Source organism: Mycolicibacter engbaekii (assembly GCF_002101585.1).
Lineage (GTDB): Bacteria > Actinomycetota > Actinomycetes > Mycobacteriales > Mycobacteriaceae > Mycobacterium > Mycobacterium engbaekii.
Genome location: NZ_LQOT01000024.1, coordinates 69,985 through 93,190, shown reverse-complemented (window position 1 = coordinate 93,190; position 23,206 = coordinate 69,985). Strand labels below are relative to the sequence as shown.

Annotated in this window: 29 protein-coding genes and 1 pseudogene; 10 read left to right on the top strand and 20 right to left on the bottom strand. The window is 68.3% G+C overall.

The features are described 5' to 3' along the window. The first annotated feature begins 15 nt into the window (after nt 1–15). Together AWC02_RS21865 and AWC02_RS06570 are read left to right on the top strand one after the other, a co-directional pair. Nucleotides 16–171 carry a DUF6131 family protein gene (locus AWC02_RS21865; protein WP_165757858.1) on the top strand — a complete coding sequence of 52 codons (156 nt, stop codon included), beginning with the start codon at nt 16–18 and terminating at the stop codon, nt 169–171. A gap of 104 nt (nt 172–275) precedes the next feature. Beyond that, nucleotides 276–1,220: a sensor histidine kinase gene (locus AWC02_RS06570; protein ID WP_085127971.1), complete on the top strand. Its 945-nt coding sequence runs from the start codon at nt 276–278 to the stop codon at nt 1,218–1,220. Between the two features lie 513 nt (nt 1,221–1,733). On the opposite strand, the gene AWC02_RS06565 is transcribed toward AWC02_RS06570, so the two are convergent. Then, nucleotides 1,734–2,153, bottom strand: coding sequence for an Hsp20/alpha crystallin family protein (locus tag AWC02_RS06565; RefSeq protein ID WP_272818977.1), 420 nt, complete (start codon nt 2,151–2,153; stop codon nt 1,734–1,736). A 134-nt stretch (nt 2,154–2,287) separates the two neighbouring features. Here AWC02_RS06565 and AWC02_RS06560 point away from each other — a divergent pair, with 134 nt between their 5' ends. Together AWC02_RS06560 and AWC02_RS06555 are read left to right on the top strand one after the other, a co-directional pair. Next, on the top strand, nt 2,288–2,713 hold the full coding sequence (locus tag AWC02_RS06560) for a MerR family transcriptional regulator (RefSeq protein ID WP_085127970.1): 426 nt from the start codon (nt 2,288–2,290) through the stop codon (nt 2,711–2,713). After that, complete coding sequence (locus AWC02_RS06555) at nt 2,713–2,916, top strand: hypothetical protein (RefSeq protein ID WP_085127969.1); 204 nt, start codon at nt 2,713–2,715, stop codon at nt 2,914–2,916. The genes AWC02_RS06560 and AWC02_RS06555 overlap by 1 nt, the downstream gene beginning before the upstream one ends. Nucleotides 2,917–2,925: 9 nt before the next feature. Here the strand turns inward: AWC02_RS06555 and AWC02_RS06550 are convergent, their stop codons facing one another. Genes AWC02_RS06550 through AWC02_RS06535 form a run of 4 tightly spaced genes read right to left on the bottom strand, consistent with a single transcriptional unit; the run spans nt 2,926 to nt 6,381 of the window. Beyond that, nucleotides 2,926–3,129: a CDGSH iron-sulfur domain-containing protein gene (locus AWC02_RS06550; protein ID WP_085127968.1), complete on the bottom strand. Its 204-nt coding sequence runs from the start codon at nt 3,127–3,129 to the stop codon at nt 2,926–2,928. Beyond that, nucleotides 3,126–3,821: a HemK2/MTQ2 family protein methyltransferase gene (locus AWC02_RS06545; protein ID WP_085127967.1), complete on the bottom strand. Its 696-nt coding sequence runs from the start codon at nt 3,819–3,821 to the stop codon at nt 3,126–3,128. The genes AWC02_RS06550 and AWC02_RS06545 overlap by 4 nt, the downstream gene beginning before the upstream one ends. Nucleotides 3,822–3,827: 6 nt before the next feature. Next, nucleotides 3,828–5,648: a thiamine pyrophosphate-requiring protein gene (locus tag AWC02_RS06540; RefSeq protein WP_085127966.1), complete on the bottom strand. Its 1,821-nt coding sequence runs from the start codon at nt 5,646–5,648 to the stop codon at nt 3,828–3,830. 46 nt (nt 5,649–5,694) lie between these two features. Then, on the bottom strand, nt 5,695–6,381 hold the full coding sequence (locus AWC02_RS06535; RefSeq protein WP_085127965.1) for a UdgX family uracil-DNA binding protein: 687 nt from the start codon (nt 6,379–6,381) through the stop codon (nt 5,695–5,697). Nucleotides 6,382–6,404: 23 nt separating this feature from the next. Between AWC02_RS06535 and AWC02_RS06530 the strand changes: the two genes are divergently transcribed. Continuing rightward, nucleotides 6,405–6,755, top strand: coding sequence for a hypothetical protein (locus tag AWC02_RS06530; protein ID WP_085127964.1), 351 nt, complete (start codon nt 6,405–6,407; stop codon nt 6,753–6,755). Nucleotides 6,756–6,839: 84 nt separating this feature from the next. On the opposite strand, the gene AWC02_RS06525 is transcribed toward AWC02_RS06530, so the two are convergent. From AWC02_RS06525 to AWC02_RS06515, 4 genes are all read right to left on the bottom strand, one after another. After that, nucleotides 6,840–7,853, bottom strand: a complete 1,014-nt coding sequence (locus tag AWC02_RS06525; RefSeq protein ID WP_085127963.1) for a glycosyltransferase family 2 protein — start codon at nt 7,851–7,853, stop codon at nt 6,840–6,842. Further along, entirely contained in the window at nt 7,850–7,984 is a 135-nt protein-coding gene (locus tag AWC02_RS22845) for a hypothetical protein (RefSeq protein WP_272818976.1), read from the bottom strand. Before AWC02_RS22845 ends, AWC02_RS06525 begins: the two co-directional genes overlap by 4 nt. Nucleotides 7,985–8,073: 89 nt before the next feature. Further along, nucleotides 8,074–9,045: an NAD-dependent epimerase/dehydratase family protein gene (locus tag AWC02_RS06520; protein ID WP_085128081.1), complete on the bottom strand. Its 972-nt coding sequence runs from the start codon at nt 9,043–9,045 to the stop codon at nt 8,074–8,076. A gap of 49 nt (nt 9,046–9,094) precedes the next feature. Next, entirely contained in the window at nt 9,095–9,580 is a 486-nt protein-coding gene (locus AWC02_RS06515) for an MPT63 family protein (protein WP_085127962.1), read from the bottom strand. Between the two features lie 282 nt (nt 9,581–9,862). Here AWC02_RS06515 and AWC02_RS06510 point away from each other — a divergent pair, with 282 nt between their 5' ends. Continuing rightward, nucleotides 9,863–10,531: a PAS and ANTAR domain-containing protein gene (locus tag AWC02_RS06510; RefSeq protein WP_085127961.1), complete on the top strand. Its 669-nt coding sequence runs from the start codon at nt 9,863–9,865 to the stop codon at nt 10,529–10,531. Between the two features lie 223 nt (nt 10,532–10,754). Beyond that, on the top strand, nt 10,755–11,483 hold the full coding sequence (locus AWC02_RS06505; RefSeq protein ID WP_085127960.1) for an STAS domain-containing protein: 729 nt from the start codon (nt 10,755–10,757) through the stop codon (nt 11,481–11,483). Nucleotides 11,484–11,495: 12 nt separating this feature from the next. Here the strand turns inward: AWC02_RS06505 and AWC02_RS06500 are convergent, their stop codons facing one another. The 3 genes from AWC02_RS06500 to AWC02_RS06490 form a co-directional block, all read right to left on the bottom strand. Then, nucleotides 11,496–12,185 (bottom strand): GAF and ANTAR domain-containing protein, encoded by a 690-nt coding sequence (locus tag AWC02_RS06500; RefSeq protein WP_085127959.1) that lies wholly within the window; start codon nt 12,183–12,185, stop codon nt 11,496–11,498. Nucleotides 12,186–12,274: 89 nt separating this feature from the next. After that, nucleotides 12,275–13,501, bottom strand: coding sequence for a glycosyltransferase (locus AWC02_RS06495; protein ID WP_085127958.1), 1,227 nt, complete (start codon nt 13,499–13,501; stop codon nt 12,275–12,277). Next, nucleotides 13,498–14,511 carry a glycosyltransferase gene (locus AWC02_RS06490; RefSeq protein ID WP_085127957.1) on the bottom strand — a complete coding sequence of 338 codons (1,014 nt, stop codon included), beginning with the start codon at nt 14,509–14,511 and terminating at the stop codon, nt 13,498–13,500. The genes AWC02_RS06495 and AWC02_RS06490 overlap by 4 nt, the downstream gene beginning before the upstream one ends. A 280-nt stretch (nt 14,512–14,791) precedes the next feature. Here AWC02_RS06490 and AWC02_RS06485 point away from each other — a divergent pair, with 280 nt between their 5' ends. Further along, on the top strand, nt 14,792–15,217 hold the full coding sequence (locus AWC02_RS06485; protein WP_085127956.1) for an STAS domain-containing protein: 426 nt from the start codon (nt 14,792–14,794) through the stop codon (nt 15,215–15,217). A 113-nt stretch (nt 15,218–15,330) separates the two neighbouring features. On the opposite strand, the gene AWC02_RS06480 is transcribed toward AWC02_RS06485, so the two are convergent. Beyond that, nucleotides 15,331–16,032 (bottom strand): cutinase family protein, encoded by a 702-nt coding sequence (locus AWC02_RS06480; protein WP_085127955.1) that lies wholly within the window; start codon nt 16,030–16,032, stop codon nt 15,331–15,333. A gap of 288 nt (nt 16,033–16,320) precedes the next feature. On the opposite strand from AWC02_RS06480, the gene AWC02_RS06475 reads away from it, so the two are divergent. Continuing rightward, nucleotides 16,321–17,259, top strand: coding sequence for an esterase family protein (locus AWC02_RS06475; RefSeq protein WP_085127954.1), 939 nt, complete (start codon nt 16,321–16,323; stop codon nt 17,257–17,259). A gap of 40 nt (nt 17,260–17,299) precedes the next feature. On the opposite strand, the gene AWC02_RS21860 is transcribed toward AWC02_RS06475, so the two are convergent. The 7 genes and pseudogenes from AWC02_RS21860 to AWC02_RS22975 all read right to left on the bottom strand — a co-directional run. Further along, nucleotides 17,300–17,455, bottom strand: coding sequence for a DUF6131 family protein (locus tag AWC02_RS21860; RefSeq protein WP_165757857.1), 156 nt, complete (start codon nt 17,453–17,455; stop codon nt 17,300–17,302). Then, entirely contained in the window at nt 17,455–18,015 is a 561-nt protein-coding gene (locus tag AWC02_RS06470; protein ID WP_085128080.1) for a hemerythrin domain-containing protein, read from the bottom strand. Before AWC02_RS06470 ends, AWC02_RS21860 begins: the two co-directional genes overlap by 1 nt. 36 nt (nt 18,016–18,051) lie before the next feature. After that, nucleotides 18,052–19,509, bottom strand: a complete 1,458-nt coding sequence (locus AWC02_RS06465; protein WP_085127953.1) for an aminotransferase class I/II-fold pyridoxal phosphate-dependent enzyme — start codon at nt 19,507–19,509, stop codon at nt 18,052–18,054. A gap of 54 nt (nt 19,510–19,563) precedes the next feature. Then, entirely contained in the window at nt 19,564–19,905 is a 342-nt protein-coding gene (locus tag AWC02_RS06460; RefSeq protein ID WP_085127952.1) for a hypothetical protein, read from the bottom strand. After that, nucleotides 19,905–20,474, bottom strand: coding sequence for a type 1 glutamine amidotransferase domain-containing protein (locus AWC02_RS06455; protein WP_085127951.1), 570 nt, complete (start codon nt 20,472–20,474; stop codon nt 19,905–19,907). Before AWC02_RS06455 ends, AWC02_RS06460 begins: the two co-directional genes overlap by 1 nt. 326 nt (nt 20,475–20,800) lie before the next feature. Next, nucleotides 20,801–21,682 (bottom strand): Rieske (2Fe-2S) protein, encoded by an 882-nt coding sequence (locus tag AWC02_RS06450; protein WP_165757856.1) that lies wholly within the window; start codon nt 21,680–21,682, stop codon nt 20,801–20,803. Nucleotides 21,683–21,872: 190 nt separating this feature from the next. Next, nucleotides 21,873–22,103: pseudogene (locus tag AWC02_RS22975) on the bottom strand (hemophore-related protein); the annotation flags it as partial. 438 nt (nt 22,104–22,541) lie between these two features. Here AWC02_RS22975 and AWC02_RS06440 point away from each other — a divergent pair. After that, nucleotides 22,542–23,195: a cutinase family protein gene (locus AWC02_RS06440; RefSeq protein WP_336385670.1), complete on the top strand. Its 654-nt coding sequence runs from the start codon at nt 22,542–22,544 to the stop codon at nt 23,193–23,195. Nucleotides 23,196–23,206: the final 11 nt, after the last annotated feature.

Below are 23,206 nucleotides of genomic sequence, written 5' to 3'. Positions count from 1 at the left end.
GAGAAGGGATTAGTGATGATTGCCCTCGGAGTAATCCTGATTATTCTGGCGCTCATCTTCAAGATCAACATCCTCTGGACTGTCGGCATCATTCTGCTGATCGTCGGCGCGGCCTTGTGGATTCTGGGCGCAGTCGGGCGCCCGGTGGCCGGTCGGCGCTACTGGTATTGATCGGTACCCGCGGCACACCGGACGCCCCCGGACCGCGCCTCGCGCTGATGGACTCGAGCCTGCGCTGCGGCTCGTTCACGCGCGGATAGACAGGGCTGGGAGCGATGACGGTCACTGCCGATCTTCAGCGCGGCCCTGCCGGGCACATCGCCCTGTTCTACCGGTCACCGCAGGAGTATCTCGACTGCCTGGTGCCGTTCGTCGCCGACGGTGTGGCGGCTGGGCAGCCCGTATTGGTGGCGGTGCCCGGCCCGAACCTGTCGCGACTGCGCCAGGCCTTACCCGCGGACACCGCCGCGGCTGTGAGCCTGATCGACATCGGCACCGTGGGGCGCAACCCCGGTCACGTACTGGGCGGCGTACTGGGCACATTCGCCGACAGGCACCCCTCGAGTGCGGTACGGATGGTTTGCGAGCTGGTCTGGCAGGGCCGATCGGCACCGGAGTATCCGGCCTGCGTCCAGCATGAGGCTCTGGTCAACGAGGCCTTTGACGGCCGGGACATCACCGTGCTGTGCCCCTACGACGCAGGCCTGGACTCGAAGACGCTCGCCGACGCCGAGATCACCCATCCCCTGCTCGGGCATTCCGGGCAACCACAGCGAGCGAGTTCGGATTTCGCGCCCGATGCCGCGTGGGCCCGCTACAACGAGCCGCTGCCGCCGAGCCCCACGGCGGCGAGCTACACGCTGCACCGGCTCACCGATCTGGCCGGTGCCCGGCAGTTCTGCGCGAAGTACGCGCGCTGGTTCGGCTTCGCCGGCACCGATATCGCGGACTTGCAACTGATCGTCAATGAGCTGGCATCCAACAGCCTGCAGCACGGACGTGGCCCGTGCACACTTCTGCTCTGGGACAGTGGCGACCAATTGGTCTGCCAGGCACGCGATCTGGGGTACTTGACGGACCGATTGGCCGGCCGGCGGCCCTTTATCGATGGAGATGGGCACGGATGCGGCCTCTTCGTCGTCAACGCGACCGCGGACCTGGTCCGCATCCACACGGCCGCGACCGGAACCACCGTGCAGGCGCACCTTCGGATGAGCTGACGCACTGGCTGCGCCTCGGCCCGGCCGGTGCGTCGGCGAGCACGTTGCGCGCAGAGCACCGGCGGGGTACCCGCTGCCGAGGAGAGCAGACAGACAGCGGGTACCCCGCCGACGCGCACGGTGACATCGCGGGCGGCGATGGCACACCGGTTATCGCTGGAACATCACCTCCTTCTTCGCGGCCTGGCAGTCACCGCGGCCTCGGAGGCGACCGCTGTGTCGGCCACACGGTTCCGCTGCGCTGCCGCGGTTCGCACCCGCACCGGAGCAGTACGGGTTCGGGCCAACCACGCCGGGCCGGCCTGACGGCGGCGAGCGTACGAAGGCGAGGCCGGGCGACGGGCATTTCGGTGCGTGCCGCGGTGCAGGTCTGCGGTATCGCGGCGAACAGGCGCAACCATTCGGCGCGCACAATGTCCTCCGCTTCGTCGAGGACCTCCGCGGACAGGGTGTCGGTGGTCATGGTGCTCACCTCCTTCACCGGGTAGCAGGCCGCCGCCCGGCCCCTCGCAATCAGGCGTTGATGATCCGATCGCCGTGGCCGCTGGCGATCTTGATGCGGCGCGGCTTCGCCTTCTCCGCGACCGGGATGGTCAGCCGTAGCACGCCGTCGTGGTAACTGGCCTGGATGTGTTCGACGTCGAGGTTGTCGCCGAGAAACAGCTGCCGGCTGAACACACCGCGCGGCCGCTCCGCGGACACCATTTCGCGGTTCTGGTCCAGGGGGCGCTCGGCGTGCACCGTCAGCACATTGCGCTCGACATCGAGATCCAAGGAGTCTTCCGCGACGCCGGGCAGGTCGAATTCGACGATGAACTCGTCACCGTCGCGCCAGGCGTCCATGGGCATGACCGCCGGCCGGGCCGCGGTGCCCAACACCTGCTGGGTCCACCGGTCGAGATCACGCAACGGGTCTGTACGCATCAACATCATCTCCACCTCCTAGTCCTACGGCAGATCATCTATGTCTGCCGACATAGATTTTTATATAGCACTGGTGCTAGATTGCCGCAAGAGGTAGCGAAGGAGTTTTCGGCGAGTGGGAGCGATACGCGGTGAGTGATGCGATGAGTGCCCGGTCCGGGCTGGGGGTATACGGCATCTCGGTGGCAGCTGAGTTGTCCGGTATCGGCCCGCAGACCCTGCGGCTCTACGAGAGCCGTGGGCTGCTCACCCCGGCGCGCACCGCCGGCGGGACACGTCGCTACAGCGACGACGATCTCGCTCGGTTGCGCCGCATCACCGAGCTGGTGGCCATCGGGATCAACACGGCGGGCATCGGGCAGATCCTCGGCCTGGAAGCCCGCAACGCCCGGCTGGAGGCCGACAACGTTCGCCTGGAGTCGGACAACAATAGACTGCAGACCGACAACACTCGGTTGAGATCTGACAACACTGCGCTGAAATCGGACTATGCCCTGCTCGCGGCCGCGCAGCGCGCCGACCGGCCCGCGCAGGCCGGGCCGCGAACACGCAAACGAAAGGGGTCATGATGAGCAACCCTCAGGATCTGCCGCCGACCGACGCATCGGAGGCGGACCTCGCCGAACAGCGCATTCCCGCCGACGCCGACGACGAGGGGCTGGACCCCGCCCGGCTGGAAAACATCGCCGAGGTCGACGCCAATCCTGCCGACGTGATCGAGCAGGCCATCAGTGTTCCGCTGCCCGACGACGACTACCAGGCCGAAGGCTAAACGACGCGGCTACTGCGTGTCGGCCCGGTCGCCGCGCGCCCCCTTGCACCGCCGATGACTGGTGTCGCACAGCGGATAGTTGCGGCTGCGGCCACAGGTGCAGATGGCCACCATGAACCGATCCGATTCGACGACACCTTCGGGCGTCTCGATGCGTACGGGCCCGGCGACCAGCACCGGGCCGTTGCGGACGGGCCGCACCACGGTGCTCACGGCTTGACCGCCCGGATGACGACCAACTGTTCCACGCGACAGCCGCGCGGCACTCGACCGGTCTGCTCCAGCCAGTCGGCGTGCGCGGAGAGCACCGGGCCGAACGGGATGTCGCGCACCGCCACGACCTGGGCGGCAAGGCCCGATTGGCGCAGACTCCGCAACGAGTGCGCCACCCCGGCAAGAGCGGACTGCACCAGCAGCAGGGTCCCGCCCCCGCCCAACAGCGATACCGCGGAGCGGCACAGCGGATCCAGCACGATCCGTCCGTCGACGCCGCCGTTCCAGGACCATTCGGGTCCGCCCGCCGACGGGATGGGACCGCCGCCGGCCGGCGAGGGAACGTAAGGCGGATTGGCAACCACCAGATCGAAGGGCGCGCACCGCAGTGCCTGACTCCAGGTCCCCTGCCGGATCGTCACATCCACACCGGCCGCACGTGCGTTGTCCCGTGCGCACCGCACCGCCCGCGGGCAGATGTCGTAGGCGGTGACGCTTGCCGCACCCAGCTCGGCCGCCGCGATGGCCGCCACCCCACTACCCGTGCACAGATCCAGCACACGGGCCCCACCGACCAGGCCGCTGTCATTCATAGTGTCGATGAGAAGGTGCGAATCGTCCTGCGGCGCATAGACGCCGTCCACGTTCAGCGGCCTACGACGTAGTGCGTTGGGCCTGTAGAAGGTTGTCATCGGTGGCTAACCGCCGTTCTTGCTGCGGATGTCGCGCACCGACTGCCGGGCGGACTCGGTGAACTCGTGCATCTTCTGTCGCGCGCCCTGGGCGAGGACGCCTGCCCGGTCTGGGTCCTTGAGCATCGCTTTGGCGGTGTTCTTGGCCATCGACTTCTCGATGTGCGGCGGCACCGGCGGGACATCAGGGTCCACAACCACTTCCAGCACCACCGGTCCGGACGCGGCCAATGCCTGGTCCCACGCGGCACCTATGGTCTCGGGGCTGTCGCAACGGATGCCGGTCAAACCCAGCAGCTGCGCGAACTCGGCATAGGGTACGTCTGGAAGTGTCTGCGAGTCTTCGAATTTGGGCTCACCGCCCATCGCCCGCTGCTCCCAGGTCACCTGGTTGAGGTCTTTGTTGTTGAACACGCAGAAAATCAGCGGTCCCGCGGACAACCGGTCGCGATAGCGCTTCACGGTGATCATCTCCGCCATGCCGTTCATCTGAAACGCGCCATCGCCGACGATGGCGATCACCGGCCGATGCGGGTGGGCCAGTTTGGCGCTGATCGCATACGGGGTCCCGGGGCCCATGGTCGCGAGGTTGCCGGACAGCGAGGCCGCCATGCCGCGCCGTAGCCGCAGGTGCCGCGCCCACCAGTTGGTGACCGACCCGGCATCGGTGGTGACCACGGCGTTCTCCGGTAGCCGCTTGGACAGCTCATGAACCACCAACTCGGGGTGCAGCGGGCTGGCCTTGTCGTGAGCGCGGTCGTCCAGCACCCGCCACCAGGTCTGTACCTCGCTTTCGATCTTGTTCCGCCACGACCGGTCTTGCTTGCGATGCAACAATGGAATCAGTTCGGCGAGCGTGTCTTTCGAGTCGCCGACCAGGTTCGCCTGGACGGGATAGCGCACCCCGATCATCTTCTCGTCGTGGTTGATCTCCACCCCCCGGGCCTGTCCCTCCTCGGGCAGCCACTCGGAATAGGGAAAGCTGGTCCCGATCATGAACAAGGTGTCGGCGCCGGACATCATCGCAACACTGGCCGTGGAGCCCAGCAGGCCTATCGGCCCGGTCACGTAGGGCAGTTCATCGGGTAACGCCGCGCGGCCCAGCGCCGTCTTGGCCACCCCGGCGCCGAGCAGATCGGCGGCCTCGGCCACTTCGTCGGCGGCATCGGCGGCGCCGGCCCCGACCAGGATCGCCACCTTCTCGCCCTCGTTGAGGATCTCGGCAGCTCTGCGCAGTTCGCTCGGTGGCGGGACCATCCGCGGCTTGGTCCATCCGACGCTGCTGAACACGGCACCGTGCTGCCGCGGCGGCGAGGTCACCGCCTCTTCCTCGGCCACGTCCTCCGGCAGGATGATGGTGGCCACCGTCCGATTGGTCAGCGCCACCTTGCAGGCTCGGTCCACCAGATGGCGGGCTTGCACGGGCGCCATGCACGTTTGGACGAAATCCGAAGCGACGTCCTTATACAGCGAGTTTGCGTCGATCTCCTGCTGGAACGCCGTACCCAGCGACAACCGCCGCTGCTGACCGACGATCGCAACCACCGGCTGGTGGTCCAGCTTGGCGTCGTAGAGGCCGTTGAGCAGATGGATGGCACCGCCGCCGGACGTGGCAAGGCAGCAGCCGAGTTCTCCGGTGAACTTGGCGTGGCCGGTCGCCATGAACGCGGCCATCTCCTCATGGCGCGGCTGGATGAACTCGGGGTCGCCGCCGGCGCGGTCCAGCGCACCCACCATCGACAGAATGCCGTCGCCGGGGTAGCCGAAGATTCGGTGGACCCCCCACTGACGAAGCCGCTCGAGGATGAAGTCCGCGGTATTCGGCATCAATTGCTCCCTTCGACTGGCACACGGTTACCCGCCACCGGCGTTGTCAAACGGTGGGTTGTGCCGCCGGCACACCGGTTTCGGCCACGGCTTTGCGAGCCACCCGCAGGTCGTCGACGAACGCCCGGTAGGCCTCGGCATGCTGTTCGCTGCGGTCGCGCAGCACTGCCGAGGGATGCACCGTGGCCAGCACCCGCGGCCTGCCGCCGGATCCCGCCAGGCCCGGCAGGCACCGCAGCTGTCCGCGACCGTCGGAGATCCGAAATGACGGTCCCAGCAATGACTGTGCGGCGGTGGCTCCCAAGCAGACCACCACGTAAGGCCGCACCGAATCGATCTCGGCGATCAGCCACGGGCGGCACGCCACCACCTCGGTGCGGCTGGGCGTCTGGTGGATCCGGCGGGTGGTTCCCGTACGGCTGGTGAATTTGAAATGTTTGACGGCATTGGTGACATAGGTCAGTTCCGGGTCGATGCCGGCCTCCCGGACGGCCCGGTCCAACAAGCGCCCGGCAGGACCCACGAATGGGTGCCCCTCGAGATCCTCGTGGTCGCCGGGTTGTTCACCGACCAGCATCAACGGCGCGCCTCGGCGGCCCTCGCCGAAGACGATCTGGGTCGCATCGCGGTACAGGGTGCAGCCCCGGCATTGACCGGCTGCCTCGCGCAACGCGGACAGTGTTCGCCGCTCCGGCAGGTAGCGTTGCGCACCCGGAACTTTCGGCTCTGCCATCGCTAGGCCACCGGTTCGCGAGCGTGCTGCGCTGTCCGCGACGGCGGCGCGTTGCTGCGGCACCGTGGCCGCACAAGATCGAGCACGGCGATGCGGTTCAGTTCCCGGTCGCCGGAGCGCTGACGGAGGTCGATCCCGAGATCGTCGTGGTGGCGGAACTCGTCGTGGCCGACGAGCTCGCGGTCTCCGAGGTGTCCGTCGAAGTGCTCACGGTCTCCGAGGTGTCCACAGACTCGGGGTCCGCGCTCGCGGGCCCGGCCGAACCCGGCCCGGCAACCACCACCACTGCGGCGACCGCCAGACCTGCGATCGCCGCCGATGAGCCCAGCGTCTTGCCCGAAAGTCTCAGCGCACCCATGCCGCCCCCCTGGTGAATCCGTCGTGCCGTCGATGGCACGTTCTTGAGGGCGTTTACCCCGATGGTCGGCGCATAAACATCGTCGGCGAAAACCCGGTCACTAGCCGCCCGGTGTGCCATTGCCCACGCAGGTCGTTCGGGCACGGCGACTGGCACCGAGATCGACGATGTCGCGCGTATCAACCACCACGGCGCCGCTTGCGGCACGCGGTGCCACCGCTGCCGGAGGAATGAGCACGCCGGCGATCACCGCGCGACGGCTCCCGGACCCGGCCGCGATACGGCGCAGCGCAAAGTCGGCGGCGATCCCGAGCCAGGCCGGCCACCCGATGCGCAACAGACGGCGCCGGCGACCCAGCAACCCCACTATGCCGACCATCCCCGCAGCGCAGGCGATCAGGTGCAGTGGCAACCGTCCACCGATGGCCCGCCACCCGTGGCGGTGCCTGCGGCGCGTCAGCGCGTCACCGCGCTGGGCGCCAACACCGCTCACGACACGCCTCGCACCCCACCCTCGGCCCACTGGTGGATGCGCTGATTCGCGGGTCCCGACCGTGATCCGGCCGCCCGCCTTCATCAGGCGCAGTGCAATATCGGCGTCCTCGCGCAATGCGCGCGGGAAGCGTTCGTCGAAACCGCCGCAGGCCACCAGCGCCTCGCGCCGATACACCATGTCCGCGGTGATCAAGCGTGCATCAGCCCGCCGCAGGGTGCGCCCTTCAGCATCGAACGGGCGGCGGTACGTCAGCCTGGGCACCGCGTTCCTCGCCTGCGAGCCGACCACGTCCGGGCCGGCATCACGCAGGTCGGCTTCCAGGCGTTCACACCAGTTGTGTCCGGGCACCACGTCGTCGTCCAGGAAGCAGATCCAGTCCGCGCGGGCCGCCCGCCAGCCGACGTTGCGCGCAGCGGCCGGTCCGCGCCCCCCGGAACGCAGGCCGGTGACCGACAGGAAGCCCGTGGTGGGCCATAACGGCGCCGGCCTGCCCGGCCGGTCATCGACGATGATCACCTCGCCGGCGGGCAGCCTGCTCCCGTCGCCCAGCCCGGCCAGCAGCCGATTCAGCGACGGGCGCCCGGTCGTGGCTATCACCAGTGCATAACTCGGCGTCATTGGGCATCCCGCCGCATCACGAAGGGATCCTGGCCCTCGAGCTCCTGCTCGGCCGCCGCAACGACCCGGCCGTCGACGACCAGCGTCGCGGCTGGGTCGTGGAAAACGGCGCTGATGCCCAGAACCCGCACCCGTACTCCCCCGGACTACGCGAACCGCTTCGATACCCCAGGGGGACTACCCACCAGAAGCGCTGCTAAACGGCTGGTGAAGCGGTTCTCTAAAGCCTTGCGGTGAAACCGATCTGGCTTCGGCACCAGGAGACGGTCCGCTCGAGACCCTGGGCGGCTGGAACGGCAGGATGCCATTGCAGAGCTTCGCGGGCCAGGCGGATATCGGGACAGCGCCGGCGCGGGTCATCCGGTGCGGCGGGCACATGGCGGATCTGCGAAGGGCTTGCCGACACCTCGCGGATCAGCTCGGCGACGTGCAGCACCGTGAGCTCGTCCGGGCTGCCGATGTTGACCGGGCCGGTGACGTCGCGCTCCGCCAGGGCGATCAACCCGGCGATGGTGTCGTCGACGAAGCACAGTGAGCGGGTCTGCAGACCGGTGCCGGCGACCGTGATCGGTTCGCCACGCAGGGCCTGTCTACAAAATGTCGGCACCATCCGGCCGTCGTCCGGCCGCATTCCGGGCCCGTAACTGTTGAAGATTCGGGCCACCCCGATGTCCGCCTCGCGGGTTCGGCGATAGGCGAACGACAGCGCCTCGGCATACCGCTTAGCCTCGTCGTAGACGCTGCGTGGTCCGATCGGATTGACGTTGCCCCAATAACTTTCGGGCTGAGGGTGCACGAGCGGATCACCGTAGACCTCACTGGTGGACGCCAGCACGAACCGCGCTCGGCACGCCTCGGCGAGACGCAGCGCGGCCAGGGTCCCCGCAGCGCCGGCCCGCAGGGTGGCAATCGGCAGCCGCAGATAGTCCACCGGCGAGGCCGGCGAGGCCAGATGGAACACCGCGTCAAGCGGCCCGAACCGGGTGGGATCCTCAAAGCCCAGGGCGACATCGTGCTCGAGGAACTCCAGTCCGGCAAGCCGGCGCACGGCGGCGAAACTGGCCGCCGAACTGGTGGACAGGTCATCGACACACCACACTCGCTGCGCGCCCCGGGCGATCAGTGCGGCGCACAACCGACTCCCGAGGAATCCGGCGCCACCGGTGATCAGAACCCGGTCGAGCGCGTGCACCGCGACCACGTCCGTGTGGGCCCGATCCGCCGGTCGGGCCCATTGCCGCTCAGTGTCGGGTCTGGCTCGTCCAGATCAACACATCCTGAACGCCGTCGTTGTAGACCACTTCGTCCGGCGGCGGGCCGATGACGTCGAAGTAGATCTTGCCGTCCGCAGCGCTGCCCGCAGGGATGGGCCCGGGGCTGATACCGCCCGGTGTGGGGACGGTGTTGATAACCCGGTAGGCCTGGCTGTCGCCGGCACGGGCGCTGAAGTCTGCCACCACCGGGGTCACCGTTCCACGGTCGGCGTGGGCGGTCACGTCGGCTTGATAAAGCTTGCCGCGGGGTTGGTAGCCGGGGATCACGACGTCGGCGGGTCCCAGACCGCTGACCGTGTACGTCGTCGCCAGCGCCCCGTCGTCGAGCTGTTCGGGTGTCCCGAACGGTTGGATCGCCGGTTCGGCCGTCGCGGTGGAAACGGCGAAAACGCCCAGCACGGCGATTCCGGCCGCACCGGCAGCCGTCTTGACCGCAGTTTTGGAAACCTTCACCTGGCCCCTCCCATCGAGTCGATACTTAACGGACGGGTTCCCTTCGCGGGAACCGCTCCGCGCCTCGTCACAGCGCTTACCCAGCACGACGTGCGGGGAAACACGGATAAGGTGGTTGCACGGCATGGGGAATTTATGGATAGTTACGGGGCTCGGGCGTTCAGTAAGTAGCGCCGGTCTGGACTGTCCGGGCGTTCACGCCTGCTTTTCCAGGCCGCGGCTTGCCCGCCGGCGCTGGGGAAATCAACTCATCTCGTTGAGGCAGGAGAAGGCGGGTATGCGGTGATCGGCGATATCGATGCTTCGTTCGCGACGCCCCGGGGCGACGATTCCGAGGTCCACAGCGACTTGGACCTGATCGTCGGCCATGGCGAGCCGCAGCGGGTCGGCCGGTTCCGGTACTGGCTGGGCGAGCAGCGCTGGGAATGGTCGGATGCCGTGGCGCGCATGCATGGCTACGAGCCCGGCACGATCGTGCCGAACACGGAGTTGCTGCTGCAGCACAAGCATCCGGAGGACCGGCCCCAGGTCGCCGAGGTGTTGGAGCGGGTCCTGCAGGGCGAGCCGTTCAGCAGCCGGCACCGGATCATCGACACCGGCGGCCAGGAGCACTGGGTGATCGTGGTCGGTGACCGCATGCTCGACGAGGCCGGCGTGGTGACCGGCACGGCGGGCTTCTATGTCGATGTCACCGAGGTGCTGCAGGCCGACGTCAGCGCCGCGGTCTCCGAGGTTGCGCAGTCACGAGCGGTGATCGAGCAGGCCAAGGGTGTGCTGATGGTCGCCTACGGCATCTCCGCCGAGCGGGCGTTCGACATTCTGGTGTGGCGTTCGCAGGAAACCAACGTCAAAGTGCGCGACCTGGCGACCCGATTCCTGGCGGCGTTCACCGGCAAGTTGCCGGGTGATGTCCTGTCCGATCTTGACCACACCCTTTTGACCGTGACCTGACACCCGGCCCGAAGACTGCGCTGGAGCCGCCGCACGGTGAAGGTTGCCTGCGCGGCCGGAGTGGGTAGCCACTCACAGGTGGAGAGTGTGATGGCAGGGCGAGGCCGCCCCCGCAACCTCGCAGGCGTGGGAGCAACGGCCGGCGGGGTTGAGACGATGTCGCGGGCCAAGATGGTCTGCCCGCAGGGGGACGACCCTGACTAGCGCGTCAAGTCAGCTGACGGTGACGGTGGCGACCGGCGCCGAGGCCAGTCTGCTGACCGCAGCCGGCACCTTGGACAGCAGTACCTACCTCGAATTGCGCGACTGTGTGATTAGGGCGGCACTCGCCGAGCCGCCCGCAGTGGTGATCGACGTCAGTCGGCTTGACGTCCCGGCGTCGTCGGCGTGGTCGGTTTTCACGAGTGCCCGATGGCATGTCAGCACCTGGCCCGCTATACCGATCCTGCTGGTCTGTCCGCAACCGGACGTGGCCGCTGCGATCTCGAACGCCGGAGTGACGCGCTACCTCCCGGTGCACGCCGACGTCGAATCCGCGGTGGCCTCGCTGGCGGAAAATTCGCCTCCACGCCGACGCGCCCATACCGTGTTGCCTCATCGCGTGAGCAGCCTGCGCGGTTCCCGCGACTTCGTCGGCGAATGGCTGACCAACTGGTCGCAGGAACACCTGATACCGGCAGCGCAGGTGATCGTCGACGTGCTGGTGGAAAACGTGCTGCGGCACACCGACAGCCCCGCGGTGGTAGCACTCGAAAGCGCCAGCTCCACGATCACCATCGCGGTTCACGACACCAGTGACGTCCCCGCGATCCGCCACGAATCCGCCACCGGAGGAGTCGATCGGGCCTCCGGCCTGGCGGTTGTCGGCGCCCTGTGTCGCGCATGGGGTAGCAACCCCGCCCCGAACGGCAAAACGGTGTGGGCTGTGCTCGGCCCGGAGAACCGGATCTGACCGTCGCCGGCATCATCGGTGGTTCACCACTTGCTGTGCCACCCCGGCCAGCGGAGTGTTCGACGTCTGCGACAGGCGCTTGAGCAACTCGAAGGCTTGCAGGGCGTCGATGCCGAACCGTTCCATGAGCATGCCCTTGGCCTGGCCGATCACGTCGCGAGAGGCCAACGCACTGCGGAACTGTTCGTCACGGCGAACCATGTGCCAGGCCAGCGCGGCGTGGGTGGCGAGAGTCAAGCCCAGCTCCACCGAGTCGTCGTCGAACGCGTTGGCGGACTCGGAGTAGAAGTTCAGCGCACCGGTGGTGTCCTCGCCGGTGAACAGTTCGAACGCCAAGATGGACCGGATGGGCGTGGTGGCCAACACCTCCCGGCAGAAAGACGGCCAGCGCTGCTCGCACGCGATATCGTCCACCCGGACCAGGTGGTGCTCCCAGGCCGCTGTCAGACAGGGTCCGTCGCCGAGACGGCGCTGGACATCGTCCAACAGCGCCGGGTAGGGATCGGTGGCCCACGGTGTCTGGACCTCGCCGCGCGAGGTGGTGAGCGTGACGCCGGCGTGCTGGGCACAGGGCATGTGCGCCAAGAGGTTCACCACCAACTCATCGAGCGCGCTGTCGGACTCGACGCCTGATCGCTGATTCAAGTTCTGAACCAGATCAGCCACCTCGCGCATGAGGTCGTTGCGGCTCGTCACCGCCATCCTTCGCTCCGCCCAGCTCCGTCAGATCTATCTATGTTCCTACGCTGGGGCTGACGGGGCAACCACTTCTGGCACCGACAGGTGGGCGCTCACCTGGACCCGGGGACATGGGCCACCCTGCGGGCCGACGGCACGGCAGGAAGGAGCCGTTGGTAGACCCGCACCGTGTCGCCGGCGATGCGATCCCAGGAGTATCGCGACCGGACCCGTTCGCGCCCGGCGGCCCCGAAGCCCTCCGCCGCACGAGGATTCCCCAAGATGGCGCCGATCGCGTTGGCGCAGGCCGCCGGATCCTTCGGCGGTATCAGTAGGCCGGTCTTGTCGTGCACGACGGTGTCGAGCATGCCGCCCACCGACGACGCCACCACCGGCACCCCACAGGCCATCGCTTCCAGCGGGACGATGCCGAAGGGGTCGTACCACGGTGTGCATGCCACGACATCGGCGGACCGCAACAGCGCCGGCATATCGCTGCGGGCCACCGAACCGCACAGCGAGACCCGTTCGGCAACACCGAGATCGGCGGCCATCTCCAACAGCCGCCGTACCTCGGGGACGGCGTCGAGATCGGCCCGCTGTGGCCCCCCCGCGATCACCAGCTCAGCGCTGGGCAGGCGGGGCAACGCCGCTATCAGCGTGTCGAATCCCTTGCGAGGCACGAACCGTCCGACCGCGACGATGCGCCGCCGCGCCGAGCGGGCCGCGACTGGGCCGCGGGGGGTGAACCGATCCACGTCGACGCCGCAGGGCACCACCGAGATGCGCAGTCGGTCCCGGCCCAGTCGCCTCAACTCGAATACCTCGTCGGTACAGCCGGCCGTCACCCAGGTCGCATCTTCGGCGACGCGGGCCTCCAGCCGCAGCCGCTCGGCCGGGCTGGTATCGCGATTGCCCTGGTGGCGCCGCTTCACCACGCCCAACGCGTGAAAGGTCTGGACCGTGGGGACCCGGCGGCGTTTGGCGGCCAGCTGGGCGGCGATCCCCGACATCCAGAAGTGCGCATGCGCGATGTCCGGCCGCTCGCGCTCCCACTGCGCGTCCAGATAGCGACCGAAGCCGACCATGTACTGCAGCAGTTCGTCTTTGGGCATGGGCAGCGGCGGCCCCACCGGCACGTGCACCACCGTGTATCCCCGGTCGGTGCGCACGCGTTCGGGCAGGTCGGGGTTGTCGCGACGGGTGTAGACCTCGACATCGTGACCGCGGCGGGCCAGCGCCGCCGACAGCTCGGCGACATGGACGTTCTGGCCGCCCGCATCGGCCCCGCCCAGTTCCGCGAGCGGACTGGCATGTTCGGACACCATGGCGACCTTCACTGCACCCCTCCCCCGGTACCGCCGCCCGCGGACGTGCACTGCGCCTCGATGACCTGGTCCCATTGGTGCAGGAACCGATCGAGGCCGAAGTGCTCCATGGCGTAGTTGCGGGCCGCCTTGCCGACCACCTCGGCCAGGTAGCGGTCGGCGATGAGGCCGCGGAGCGCGGCCCCCAACGTGTCGAGGTCGGCGCTGACCACACCCGCCTCGGGCGGCACCACCAGCGGGGCCATGGTCGCGGCCACCGCCACCACCGGCATGCCCAGAAACATGGCTTCCAGCAGCGACAGGCCCAAGGAGGTCCAGCGCGCGGTATGCAGATACACCCGGCGGTGCGCCAGTTCCTTCATGAGCTGGTCGGACCGCAAGTCGCCACGGCCGACCACGCCGGCGCACCGATGCGCCGGCTCGTTGAGGGCTTCGGTGCCGATGCCCCACACGTCGACCGGCGCGGACTGCCCGAGTACGCCCAGCAGGTCGGCGCCCACCGTGCGCCACCGCCGCAGCGGTTCGTTGATCAGGACACCTGCGGCCGCAATGTCGCCGGTGTACAGATGGCCCGGGTCGGCGATCCCGTGATCGATGACCATGGTCGGCGCGCGGCCGTTGTCCCACATGAGCTGGTTGAAAGCGGTGACATGGATCAATGGGATGTCGTCGCGGTCCGCGATCGGGTGCCGGCTCTCCACCACAAATGGCCGGGGCGTGTTGTGCTCGACGTACACCGCGGGGACGTCCACTCCGGGCCGGCGGCCCAGCAGGCGTGCGGCCAATTCCACCTCGTGCGGCCGCTGCAGCACCACTAGGTCGATCTCCCGATCGCGCAGGGCACCCATGGGGACTTCCTGCGCCTGCCGCCAGTCCCGGCCGCAGCACCCCCGCCCGTCGGGATCGCGGGGCGCGTTGACCGGAATGAGGTAGCGGTGCGGACCGGCGACAAAGGAATCCATCCACGAGCCGTGCACATGCCAGACCAGGATGCAACGGGGGGTGGTCTGCGCAAACGCCATTATCGGCTTTTACCCCGACCTGCGGCGGTTAAACACCGAACGTCACGGGGAAGCGGTTTGCTGCAACGGAATCGGGGCGCACTGCCATAACCGCCGTTACCGAATCGTTGCAGAGCGGCGAATATCGGCGTAGGTTCAGTAGCAGGTTGAGTTCACAGCCACCCGGAAAGACGCGTCATCCACGCCAGCCAGGGAGGCTTCCTCCCTGCTTCTCATCCGTGAGGTGTAACTCGCATCGACGCGATCCACAGTATGAGTTTCCACTGATGGAGTAATCCCCATGCCCGCTTTGAAAACCGTCGGCTCGGCATCGCCGCCGCACGCCCCTCCCCCTTCCGATACCTGGGAAAGCCGCACCGCGCGCTCCGTCACCCGCTGGGGACGCTGCGGTGCGGTGGTCACCGTGGGCGGCGAACTCGACGCCGCCAACGCCGGCCAGCTGGCCGACTACGTGCAGCAATGCGCGCGCTACTGCGAATGGTTGGTTCTGGACCTCGACAACCTGGATTTTTTTGGTGTCGCAGGCTTTTCGGCGTTACGGACTATCGCCGAACGATGCGCCAAGACCAGCGTCCACTGCACGACGGTGCCCGGCGCGGCGGTCGCGCGCCTGTTGCGCATCTGCGACCCGACGCAGGCCTTGCCGACGTCGTCGTCGCTGGCCGAGGCTTTGGCGGGCGTGCAGAACCTGGGCCCGCGGCCCTGAGTGCAGTTCGCTCCGAGGTCGGCGGTCGACGGCCGCCGCCTCGGAGCGAATGTCGTTACGGCCCAGCATCGCCTCGCCGACGGCCATAAGCCGCAGGGGTCTCCCCGGGGTTACTATCCGACCCGGCCTGCCAGCTGGCGGGCGGCGAAGTCCGCTCCCTGCTGAACCATCGAGGCGTCGGCCCCGGAATAACTGTCATGTGCGGCAAAGTTCATACCGTCGGAACACACCGCGTCCTCCGGCGCACATACCTGCAGCGTCTTCGCCCGATACAGGGGGCCGATCACGACCGCGGGCTCGTTGAGGAAGTTCATCGCCCGCTCGTTGGGCATGGCGAACAGCACCACCGCTGCCACATGCTCGGCGATGTCGGGATCCAGCGGCTTGGGCACGGTCGCGGGGTCTACGCCGTCGGGTACTTGAGCCGACGTCACGAAGCCCATCACCGCGGCGCCCTGGGAGTAACCCCCCAGCACCATCTTGGTACTGGGGCAGCTGGTGGCTCGGGAGACGACGTGGGCTCCCGCGTCACGAATACCGTCGACACCGGTGTCCCAGTGGTCATTGGCCGGGTAATTGACCGCGTAGACGGCGGGGCTGGTTCCCAGGCGTGCGTTCAGCGCGTTGAGGAACTCCTGTCCGGTCGGGCCGACGCCGGGCGGTTCCCCGGTCCCCCGGGCAAAGACCACCTCGGTATCGGGGCACGGAGCGGCGCCCGCCCCGGGAGCACCGGGGCCGAGCAGCACCGCCGCTCCGGCCGCGGAAACCGCGATGGCCAGCGGGGCAAGGGAACCGAGGCAGGTAGGCGCGAACATGTCGATGGAGGTAACCACCTCTGGACCCACTCAAACCGACCGAGCCAAAATTTTTTGGCCGGCCATGGCATTCGAAGGCATTCGAAGCACCACTGGACAACGGCCCCCTGCTTTGTTAAGACAAATAGGTCAGGTCTCTGTCTTCAGACTGAAGGGCAGCGATCCGCGGTGTCTGGTATGCCAGCGGATGGAACCAAAGCCTCACAGGCCCTGTGTCGACTTTCTCCCCTCTCGCACACCCGGCCGCCGGGCCTTGGCGTCGGGTCTGCGTGAAAAAGGGGAGAAAATATGTCGAAAAGCACAATGCACCGCCGGCGTCGGGGGGTCGCGCTCACAGCTGCGTTGCTGCCCGCCGTGATCGGCTTCGGCGCGGCCTCTGGGCCCGCGGCCGCGGCCGGTCCCGAGTTCTTGCAGGTTCCCTCGGCAAGCATGGGCCGCAACATCACTGTGGAATTTCAGGGCGGCGGTGCGCCGGCGGTCTACCTGCTCGACGGTCTGCGGGCCCGCGACGATCGCAGCGGCTGGGACATCGAAACGCCGGCGTTCAGCGAATACAGCGGTTCGGGAATGTCGGTGGTGGCGCCGGTCGGCGGGCGGTCCAGCTTCTACTCCGACTGGTACGGCTCGGCCAACGGGCAGACCTACAAATGGGAGACGTTCCTGACCAGCGAGCTGCCCAACTTCCTGTCCGGCAAGGGCGTGCGTTCAACCCGAAACGCGGTGGTGGGGGTTTCGATGTCCGGGTCTTCGGCGCTGACGCTGGCCGCCTACCATCCGCAGCAATTCGCCTACGCCGCATCGCTTTCAGCACTGTTGACACCGTCGAGCGGCAACGGTCCCACGCTGATCGGCATGGCGATGAACGATGAGGGCGGATTCAACCCGCAGGACATGTGGGGGCCGTCGGGCAGTGCGGGCTGGCAACGCAACGACCCGACGGTGCAGGCCGGGCGCCTGGCGGGCAACAACACTCGGCTGTGGATCTACAGCGGCAACGGCACACCGTCGGAGATCATCGGCGAGGGAAGCCTTCCCGGCCAGGTGATCGAACAGATCGTCATGCAGAGCAACGTCGCCTTCCGCGACGCCTACACCGGTGCGGGCGGCCACAACGCGACGTTCAACATCGACAGCAACGGAGTGCACAGCTGGGGCTACTGGAATGCGCAGCTGGTGGCGATGAAGCCGGACATGCAGAGCACGCTGGGCGCCGGCGGGCGGGTGTGACGGCGGCGCCGCGCTAGCCGCGCACCCCACACGGGGGCGCTCAGTACCAGTGCCGTCGGCCGCCGACCGGCCGTCCCGCGGCACCGAGCAGCCAGAACACGGCCCCGATGACCAGGAGGACGATCCCGACCGCCCAGAGCACGTAGACGTGAAACACCAGTCCCAGGATCAGTAGCAGCAGTCCGAGGCCGATCATCAGTCGTACCCCAGGATCGCGTCACGTGCCCGATCCATCATCGAGGCAAACGGCCCGACGAAGGCGTTGGCCAGTGCGCCCTCCACCCCGGGGTGCGGTCGCGTCGGTGCGATGGTCTCGGCGAGCTTGACCGCACGCTCCAGCAGTTTGAGTTCGGAGTCGCTGAGTTCGCTGCGCAGTCCTGCGAACTCCTCGCGCTCTTCGTGCTCGGCGTGGTCGACGACCTCGTCGCGCAGTTCCCGGAGCTTCTCGGTGAAGAACTCCGAATCGACGTCGACGCCCTCGAGTTCACTGAGCTTCGTTTTGGCCTGCTTCTCCTCGGCCAGGCGCGCCTGGATCATGCTGCGGCCGTCCTCGAGTTCGTGGGCGGCACGCGGGTGCACGATCTCCTCTTCGGCCGTCTCGTGAACGGCCAGCAGGCGGCGCAGCCGAACGAAAGACTCGTCGCGCTCGCCGCCGGCAGCCCGCAGCGTCTCGTCGAACAGGGCCTTGATCCGGTGATGCTGTTCGGTGAGGAAGTCAACGACATCAATGGGGCCGTGCAAAGTCTTGTGTGCCATGTTCACTGGCTACCCCCACCGGCTGGGGGCAAAACCCTAGGCCACCACGCGGATGTGCTCCAGTGTCGAATCGGTGGCGTCGGGCAGCACCATTCCGGCTGACAGCCCCGAGCGCAGATAATCGATGACCGCGGGGGTGAGTCGCTCACCGGGCACCACCGCCGGCACTCCGGGCGGATACGGCGTGATCTGCTCTGCCGCGATGCGCCCGCCGGCCCGCGATGCGGCTACCATTTCGGTAGCGCCGAAAAAGGCGTCTCGGGGCAGCTGCACCGAATCGAGCTGCAGGTCCCGCGGCGAGGGCAGGCAGATCGGAGCCGGCGGGTCGAAACACGCCGCGGCGCTCCGCCACCCGCGCAACGCATCCAGCAGCCGGTCAGCGGTGCTGGAATCGTCGGCGAACGACAGAGTGGCCAGCACCCGCCGATGATCGGCCAATCCGACGTCAAGGCAACGGTGTTCGCGTAACCAGTCCCGGGCCTGGTAGCCCGAGGTACCGGTAGCCGACACATCGATCAGCACCTGCAACCGGTCCAGATCGTGCGAGGCCTCTGTGCCGAGCAGCGCATCGTCGAGCACCTCGACGTCGGGGATCTCGCCGACGCGATCACGCACGTCGGCCGCCAAGGTCAATGCGGCGTCCAACAGGTCATGCCCGTGTCGCACCATCTGCCGTCGCCAGCCGTCGAGCGCCGCGTAGATCGGCACGCTGGGGCTGGTGGTCATCAACAGGTCGGCGCACGCCCGGAGCCGATCCCGGTCGATGAGATCACCCTGGACGTGGTACACCGAGCCCTGTTCGAAACCGGCCCCCATCTTGTGCACGCTGACCACGCAGATGTCGGCGCCGGCGTCCATCGCCCAGGTCGGCAGGTCCTCATGGAAGGGCAGGTGCGCCCCCCATGCCTCGTCGACGATCAGCGGCTTGCCCCGGCGATGACAGATCTCGGCGATGGCAGCCAGGTCCGCGCAGGTGCCGTACGGCGAGGGGCTGACGACCAGGGCTCCCGCGGCATCGGGGTTCTGCTCCCAGGCGTCGGCGACCCGTTCGGGCGAGGGCGGATGGCACAGGTGCCGCTCGGCATCCCAGCGCGGGGCGATCCAACGCGGTGCGATGCCGGAGAAGATCAGCCCGCCCACCACCGCTTTGTGGCTGTCGCGCGGCAGCAGCAGTCCGCCGTCGGTGCCGGCCACCGCCATCATCGCGGCCCGAACCGACAGCGAACTGCCGCAGGTGGAGAAGAAGGCCGCCGATGCGCCGACCGCGTCGGCCATGAGCTGCTCGGCGTCGGTGAGGAAGTCGCCGCGCGCCGGCCAGTCGTCCAAACCGCCGCGCGCGAGCACGTCGGCCGCGAAGAGGTCACTTCCCAGCGCGGCGAGCACCGACGCATCGGCCCCGCGGCCCCGTCGATGTCCAGGTGGGCTGAACCCGTACCGATCCTTGCGCTGGTAGTCGGCCAACGCTTCCAGTACCGGTGCCCGGCGCTGATCCATAGCGGTGACGCATACCCAGGTGAGGCGGCCGGTAACCGGCAGGTGCGGGCCCGTTCAGCGCCGGAACGCGATGAGCAGCGCCAAAAGATCGGCGGTCAGCAGCACCCAACCGGCAACCGGGACCAGGAATCCGCGGCGCCGGCCCGCCGTGAAGAACGACACCAGGACGGTCAGTGCGGCGATCACCGGAGCGCCGTAATAGAGCACGCCGAAGACCGCGCCGCTCGGCCCGAGGTCGGGACAGGTTCCGGTGCTGCAGGCGGCCGTGCTGAGCACCGCTCCCGTCGCGAACACCATGACCAGAGCGGCACCCGCGACGGTCAGCAGAGCAGCCACCCAGTTGACCCACAGCCGGGCTCGGCGATTGTCCGTCTCGGCAGCAATCGGCTCTGCCATTACAACCCCGCCCCACGTACCGCGAACTCCTCGACCAGCGCGCTGCAGAACGCGGGCAGGTCGTCGGGTTTGCGGCTCGACACCAGGACCGACGGCCCGCCGTCGCAGCGAACCACCTCCCGGTCGACCCACTGGCCACCCGCGTTGACGATGTCGGTGCGCAAACTGGGCCACGACGTGAGCTGCCTGCCGCGAACGACGCCGGCTTCCACCAGCGTCCAGGGACCGTGGCAGATGACCGCAACGGGTTTGCCGGCGTCGAAGAATTCCCGGATGAACGCCACCGCGCGATCCTGCATGCGCAACTGGTCGGGGTTGGCCACCCCACCCGGCAGGACGAGCGCGTCGAAGTCGTCCGCCGAGACGTCGTTGACCTGTCGGTCCACGGTGAATTTGTCTCCGCGGTCCAGATGGTTGAACGCCTGAACCGGTCCGACGTCGGTGGACACCAGCTCTGCCCGCCCACCTGCCTCGGTGACCGCGCGCCAGGGCTCAGTCAGCTCGACCTGTTCGGCACCCTCCGGCGCCACCAGAAATGCGATCCGTCGGCCCTCCAGTGGTCTGGACATGATCTCCCCTTCCCCTGCTCCCGGCGGTTGCCCGGTACCGGCTCGCATACCCGGGTCGCCGGGAACAGAAACGGAAAGGGTGGTGTAGCAGTGCAATTGCGGGGGTATCCCGCCAGTCATGAAGGGACGGGCCGAGTGCGGGCGAGTTCACCCGACAGCCGCACACAACCAACGCGGCGCTGCGGGGCATTGACCGCCGGGCCGGCCTACCGTCCGGGCCGGCCCGGTCCGCAGCCCCGTGGGTGTCGGTACCCGTGGATCCCCGGCGTCAGAAAGAGCGCCACGGGTTGCCCCGGGCGATAGGCGATAGCGATGCTTGCCGAAAGTCAGGGCGCTGCGCGCACCTCGATCCGGCCACCGACCTCACGGCACTCCAGAGCCGGCTGATCACCGGTGGCCGGCCCGCTGAGCAGCGTCCCGTCGCTGATGTCGAAGCGTGAGCCGTGGCACGAACAGGTCACCACGGTGCCGTCCAGGTCACCCTTGCTCAGCAGGCAGCCACGGTGCCCGCAACGGTCGTGGATGGCCAGCACCCGGCCACCGTGGCGCAGCAGCAACACCGGTGTGCCGTCGGCATGGGCGCCAAGCAGGCGATCCTCGACCAGCTCGGCACTGTCGAGCACCGGTGTCCAGCCGGCCGGGCCCGGATCGAACACCGTCTGGTTGACGCCGACGCCGCGGGCATAGGCCAGGTGGCCGCCCAGATAGCCGCCCAGGCCCAGGGTGAGGGCGCCACCGAGGCCCAGCGACGCAGCGCGCAAGCGCCTGCCCCGCAGCCGGTTGACCAGCGACGCGACATAGAGCAGCAGCGCGCCGGAATTGGCGCTGGCGTGGGCCAGCCCCACCCGCCGGACCGCCTCATCGGACAGTTCGGTGTCGGCCCAGTCGCTGATACCGGTGATGGCGGTCGGCGCGAACGCGACGATCCCGACTGCGGTCAGCCGGTTGGCCGCCGCCGAACCGGAACGCGGGGCCAGCACGTCCAGCAACAGCGCAGACAGAAACGAGCCGATAACCAGGCTGGTCATCGGCGGATGGGCGGGATGCCCCAATCCGGTTCCGCTGATGAGGTCCTTGAGCCTGCCCCGCCCGATCAGCCGACGCACTCGGGCGCCGGCCAGCGCAGCCGGGGTATCCAGAACGCCTGCGCGCTCCACGGCCTCGGTCAGGCGCCGGGCCAACGCTGTGGCCGTCGATTGCTTGGGCATGTCCCCTCCGATCTTCATGGGCCGCATCTGTCCGGCCGTGCCACCGGCTGCGGGCGACCGCGGCGGCCACGGTGCCGCCACGGTCAACCCGTCCGTGGCCGCACCATCGCGTCTCCCCCCGCCAAAGGGGCGGTGCCCCGTTTGGCCCGTCCGCGATGGTGCTGCCGGCCCCGGTCGACTAGGGCGTCATTCAGTACTTGTCACACGTCTTGGCGATGGGACCGACAAGGTTGACGTACTGCGCCGCCTCGGGCACCGCCTGCGCCTGCTCGAGCATCTCCTCACGCTGCGGGGCCGGCGAGTTGAGGAAGTTCTGCAGGAACGACTGCGCCAGGGGTGTGGCGTTGAATTGTGCTGCCGCTTCCGGAGACTGCGCGTTCATCGCGGCGACCACCTGGGAGTAGTTGCACGTGGTGTTCACCGCGGGGTGCTGCGACCAGTGGCCGGGCCCTCCCGGCGGGCCGGACGGGTTCAGCTGACCCGGCGGCAGATCCCGCTGACCCGGCGGGAGGCCCTGCTGACCCGGCGGAACGGGCTGGCCGGGGATACCCTGCTGGCCCGGAATGCCCGCAGCGGGGGCGCCCGGGGCGGGGACGCCCGGGCCCGGCACGCCTGGGACGCCCGGCTGGATCGGCTCGGCGTTCGCCAGTCCGGTGCCGGCCGCCAACGCCAGCGCCATGCCACCGGTGGCGGCAAGCCTGGCCAAAGACGTTGTGATCATGGAATTTCCCCTTCCACTCGTGTTCCGTCGACGACGGCACCGAACTAGGCTTGCCGTTTTCGCCCGGGCTAAACCCCGGTTTGCCTGCCCGTTGCAGTGGGTATCGGACCCAGTGCTGTGATTACTCGAGTCCTCGCTGTGGCGGGTCTGGCGAGCGGAGCCGTGCTGGGCTGGACTTCCCCCGGCCCCGCGGATGCCGCGGATTGTCCCGACGTCGAGGTGGTTTTCGCCCGCGGTACGGGAGAACCGCCCGGAGTCGGGTGGATAGGCCAGCAGTTCATCGACGCCCTGCGCTGGCGCACCTGGGGACGAGCCGTGGGCGTCTACCCGGTCGACTTCCCCGCGGTGCCCGAGTTCGGCCCGTCGGCCGCCGGTGTCGCCGACGCCTCCCGCCATATCCGGGAGATGACGGCCGGCTGCCCGGCTACGCAACTCGTGCTCGGCGGATATTCGCGCGGCGCGGCCCTGATCGGGTATGTGACCGAACCCGCAGCCGGGGGGCTTGGCGAGGGATTGCCGCCCGACGCCGCAGGCCACGTCTCCGCCGTCGCGCTACTGGGCAAGCCGTCACCGGCGTTTCTGAATTCACTCGGGGCGCCGGCCCTGGCGGTCGGGCCGGCCTACGCAGGCAAGACGATCGACCTGTGTGCGCCCGGGGATCCGATCTGTTCGCCGGGCGGCGACGGCAGCGCGCACGCGGCCTATGCGGCAAACGGGATGACAGCCCAAGCGGCGGACTTCGCGGTCGGCCGCCTCCTGCCGCCGGCAGCACCGCCCGGGCAGCCGCTGTGACTCGCGGGGCG

Coding starts and splice junctions, on each gene's coding strand:
- AWC02_RS21865 (WP_165757858.1), top strand. CDS start 16: ATGATTGCCCTCGGAGTAATCCTGATTATTCTGGCGCTCATCTTCAAG.
- AWC02_RS06570 (WP_085127971.1), top strand. CDS start 276: ATGACGGTCACTGCCGATCTTCAGCGCGGCCCTGCCGGGCACATCGCC.
- AWC02_RS06565 (WP_272818977.1), bottom strand. CDS start 2,153: ATGATGTTGATGCGTACAGACCCGTTGCGTGATCTCGACCGGTGGACC.
- AWC02_RS06560 (WP_085127970.1), top strand. CDS start 2,288: ATGAGTGCCCGGTCCGGGCTGGGGGTATACGGCATCTCGGTGGCAGCT.
- AWC02_RS06555 (WP_085127969.1), top strand. CDS start 2,713: ATGAGCAACCCTCAGGATCTGCCGCCGACCGACGCATCGGAGGCGGAC.
- AWC02_RS06545 (WP_085127967.1), bottom strand. CDS start 3,821: ATGACAACCTTCTACAGGCCCAACGCACTACGTCGTAGGCCGCTGAAC.
- AWC02_RS06540 (WP_085127966.1), bottom strand. CDS start 5,648: ATGCCGAATACCGCGGACTTCATCCTCGAGCGGCTTCGTCAGTGGGGG.
- AWC02_RS06535 (WP_085127965.1), bottom strand. CDS start 6,381: ATGGCAGAGCCGAAAGTTCCGGGTGCGCAACGCTACCTGCCGGAGCGG.
- AWC02_RS06525 (WP_085127963.1), bottom strand. CDS start 7,853: ATGACGCCGAGTTATGCACTGGTGATAGCCACGACCGGGCGCCCGTCG.
- AWC02_RS06500 (WP_085127959.1), bottom strand. CDS start 12,185: ATGGCGGTGACGAGCCGCAACGACCTCATGCGCGAGGTGGCTGATCTG.
- AWC02_RS06490 (WP_085127957.1), bottom strand. CDS start 14,511: ATGGCGTTTGCGCAGACCACCCCCCGTTGCATCCTGGTCTGGCATGTG.
- AWC02_RS06485 (WP_085127956.1), top strand. CDS start 14,792: ATGCCCGCTTTGAAAACCGTCGGCTCGGCATCGCCGCCGCACGCCCCT.
- AWC02_RS06480 (WP_085127955.1), bottom strand. CDS start 16,032: ATGTTCGCGCCTACCTGCCTCGGTTCCCTTGCCCCGCTGGCCATCGCG.
- AWC02_RS06475 (WP_085127954.1), top strand. CDS start 16,321: ATGTCGAAAAGCACAATGCACCGCCGGCGTCGGGGGGTCGCGCTCACA.
- AWC02_RS21860 (WP_165757857.1), bottom strand. CDS start 17,455: ATGATCGGCCTCGGACTGCTGCTACTGATCCTGGGACTGGTGTTTCAC.
- AWC02_RS06470 (WP_085128080.1), bottom strand. CDS start 18,015: ATGGCACACAAGACTTTGCACGGCCCCATTGATGTCGTTGACTTCCTC.
- AWC02_RS06465 (WP_085127953.1), bottom strand. CDS start 19,509: ATGGATCAGCGCCGGGCACCGGTACTGGAAGCGTTGGCCGACTACCAG.
- AWC02_RS06460 (WP_085127952.1), bottom strand. CDS start 19,905: ATGGCAGAGCCGATTGCTGCCGAGACGGACAATCGCCGAGCCCGGCTG.
- AWC02_RS06455 (WP_085127951.1), bottom strand. CDS start 20,474: ATGTCCAGACCACTGGAGGGCCGACGGATCGCATTTCTGGTGGCGCCG.
- AWC02_RS06450 (WP_165757856.1), bottom strand. CDS start 21,682: ATGCCCAAGCAATCGACGGCCACAGCGTTGGCCCGGCGCCTGACCGAG.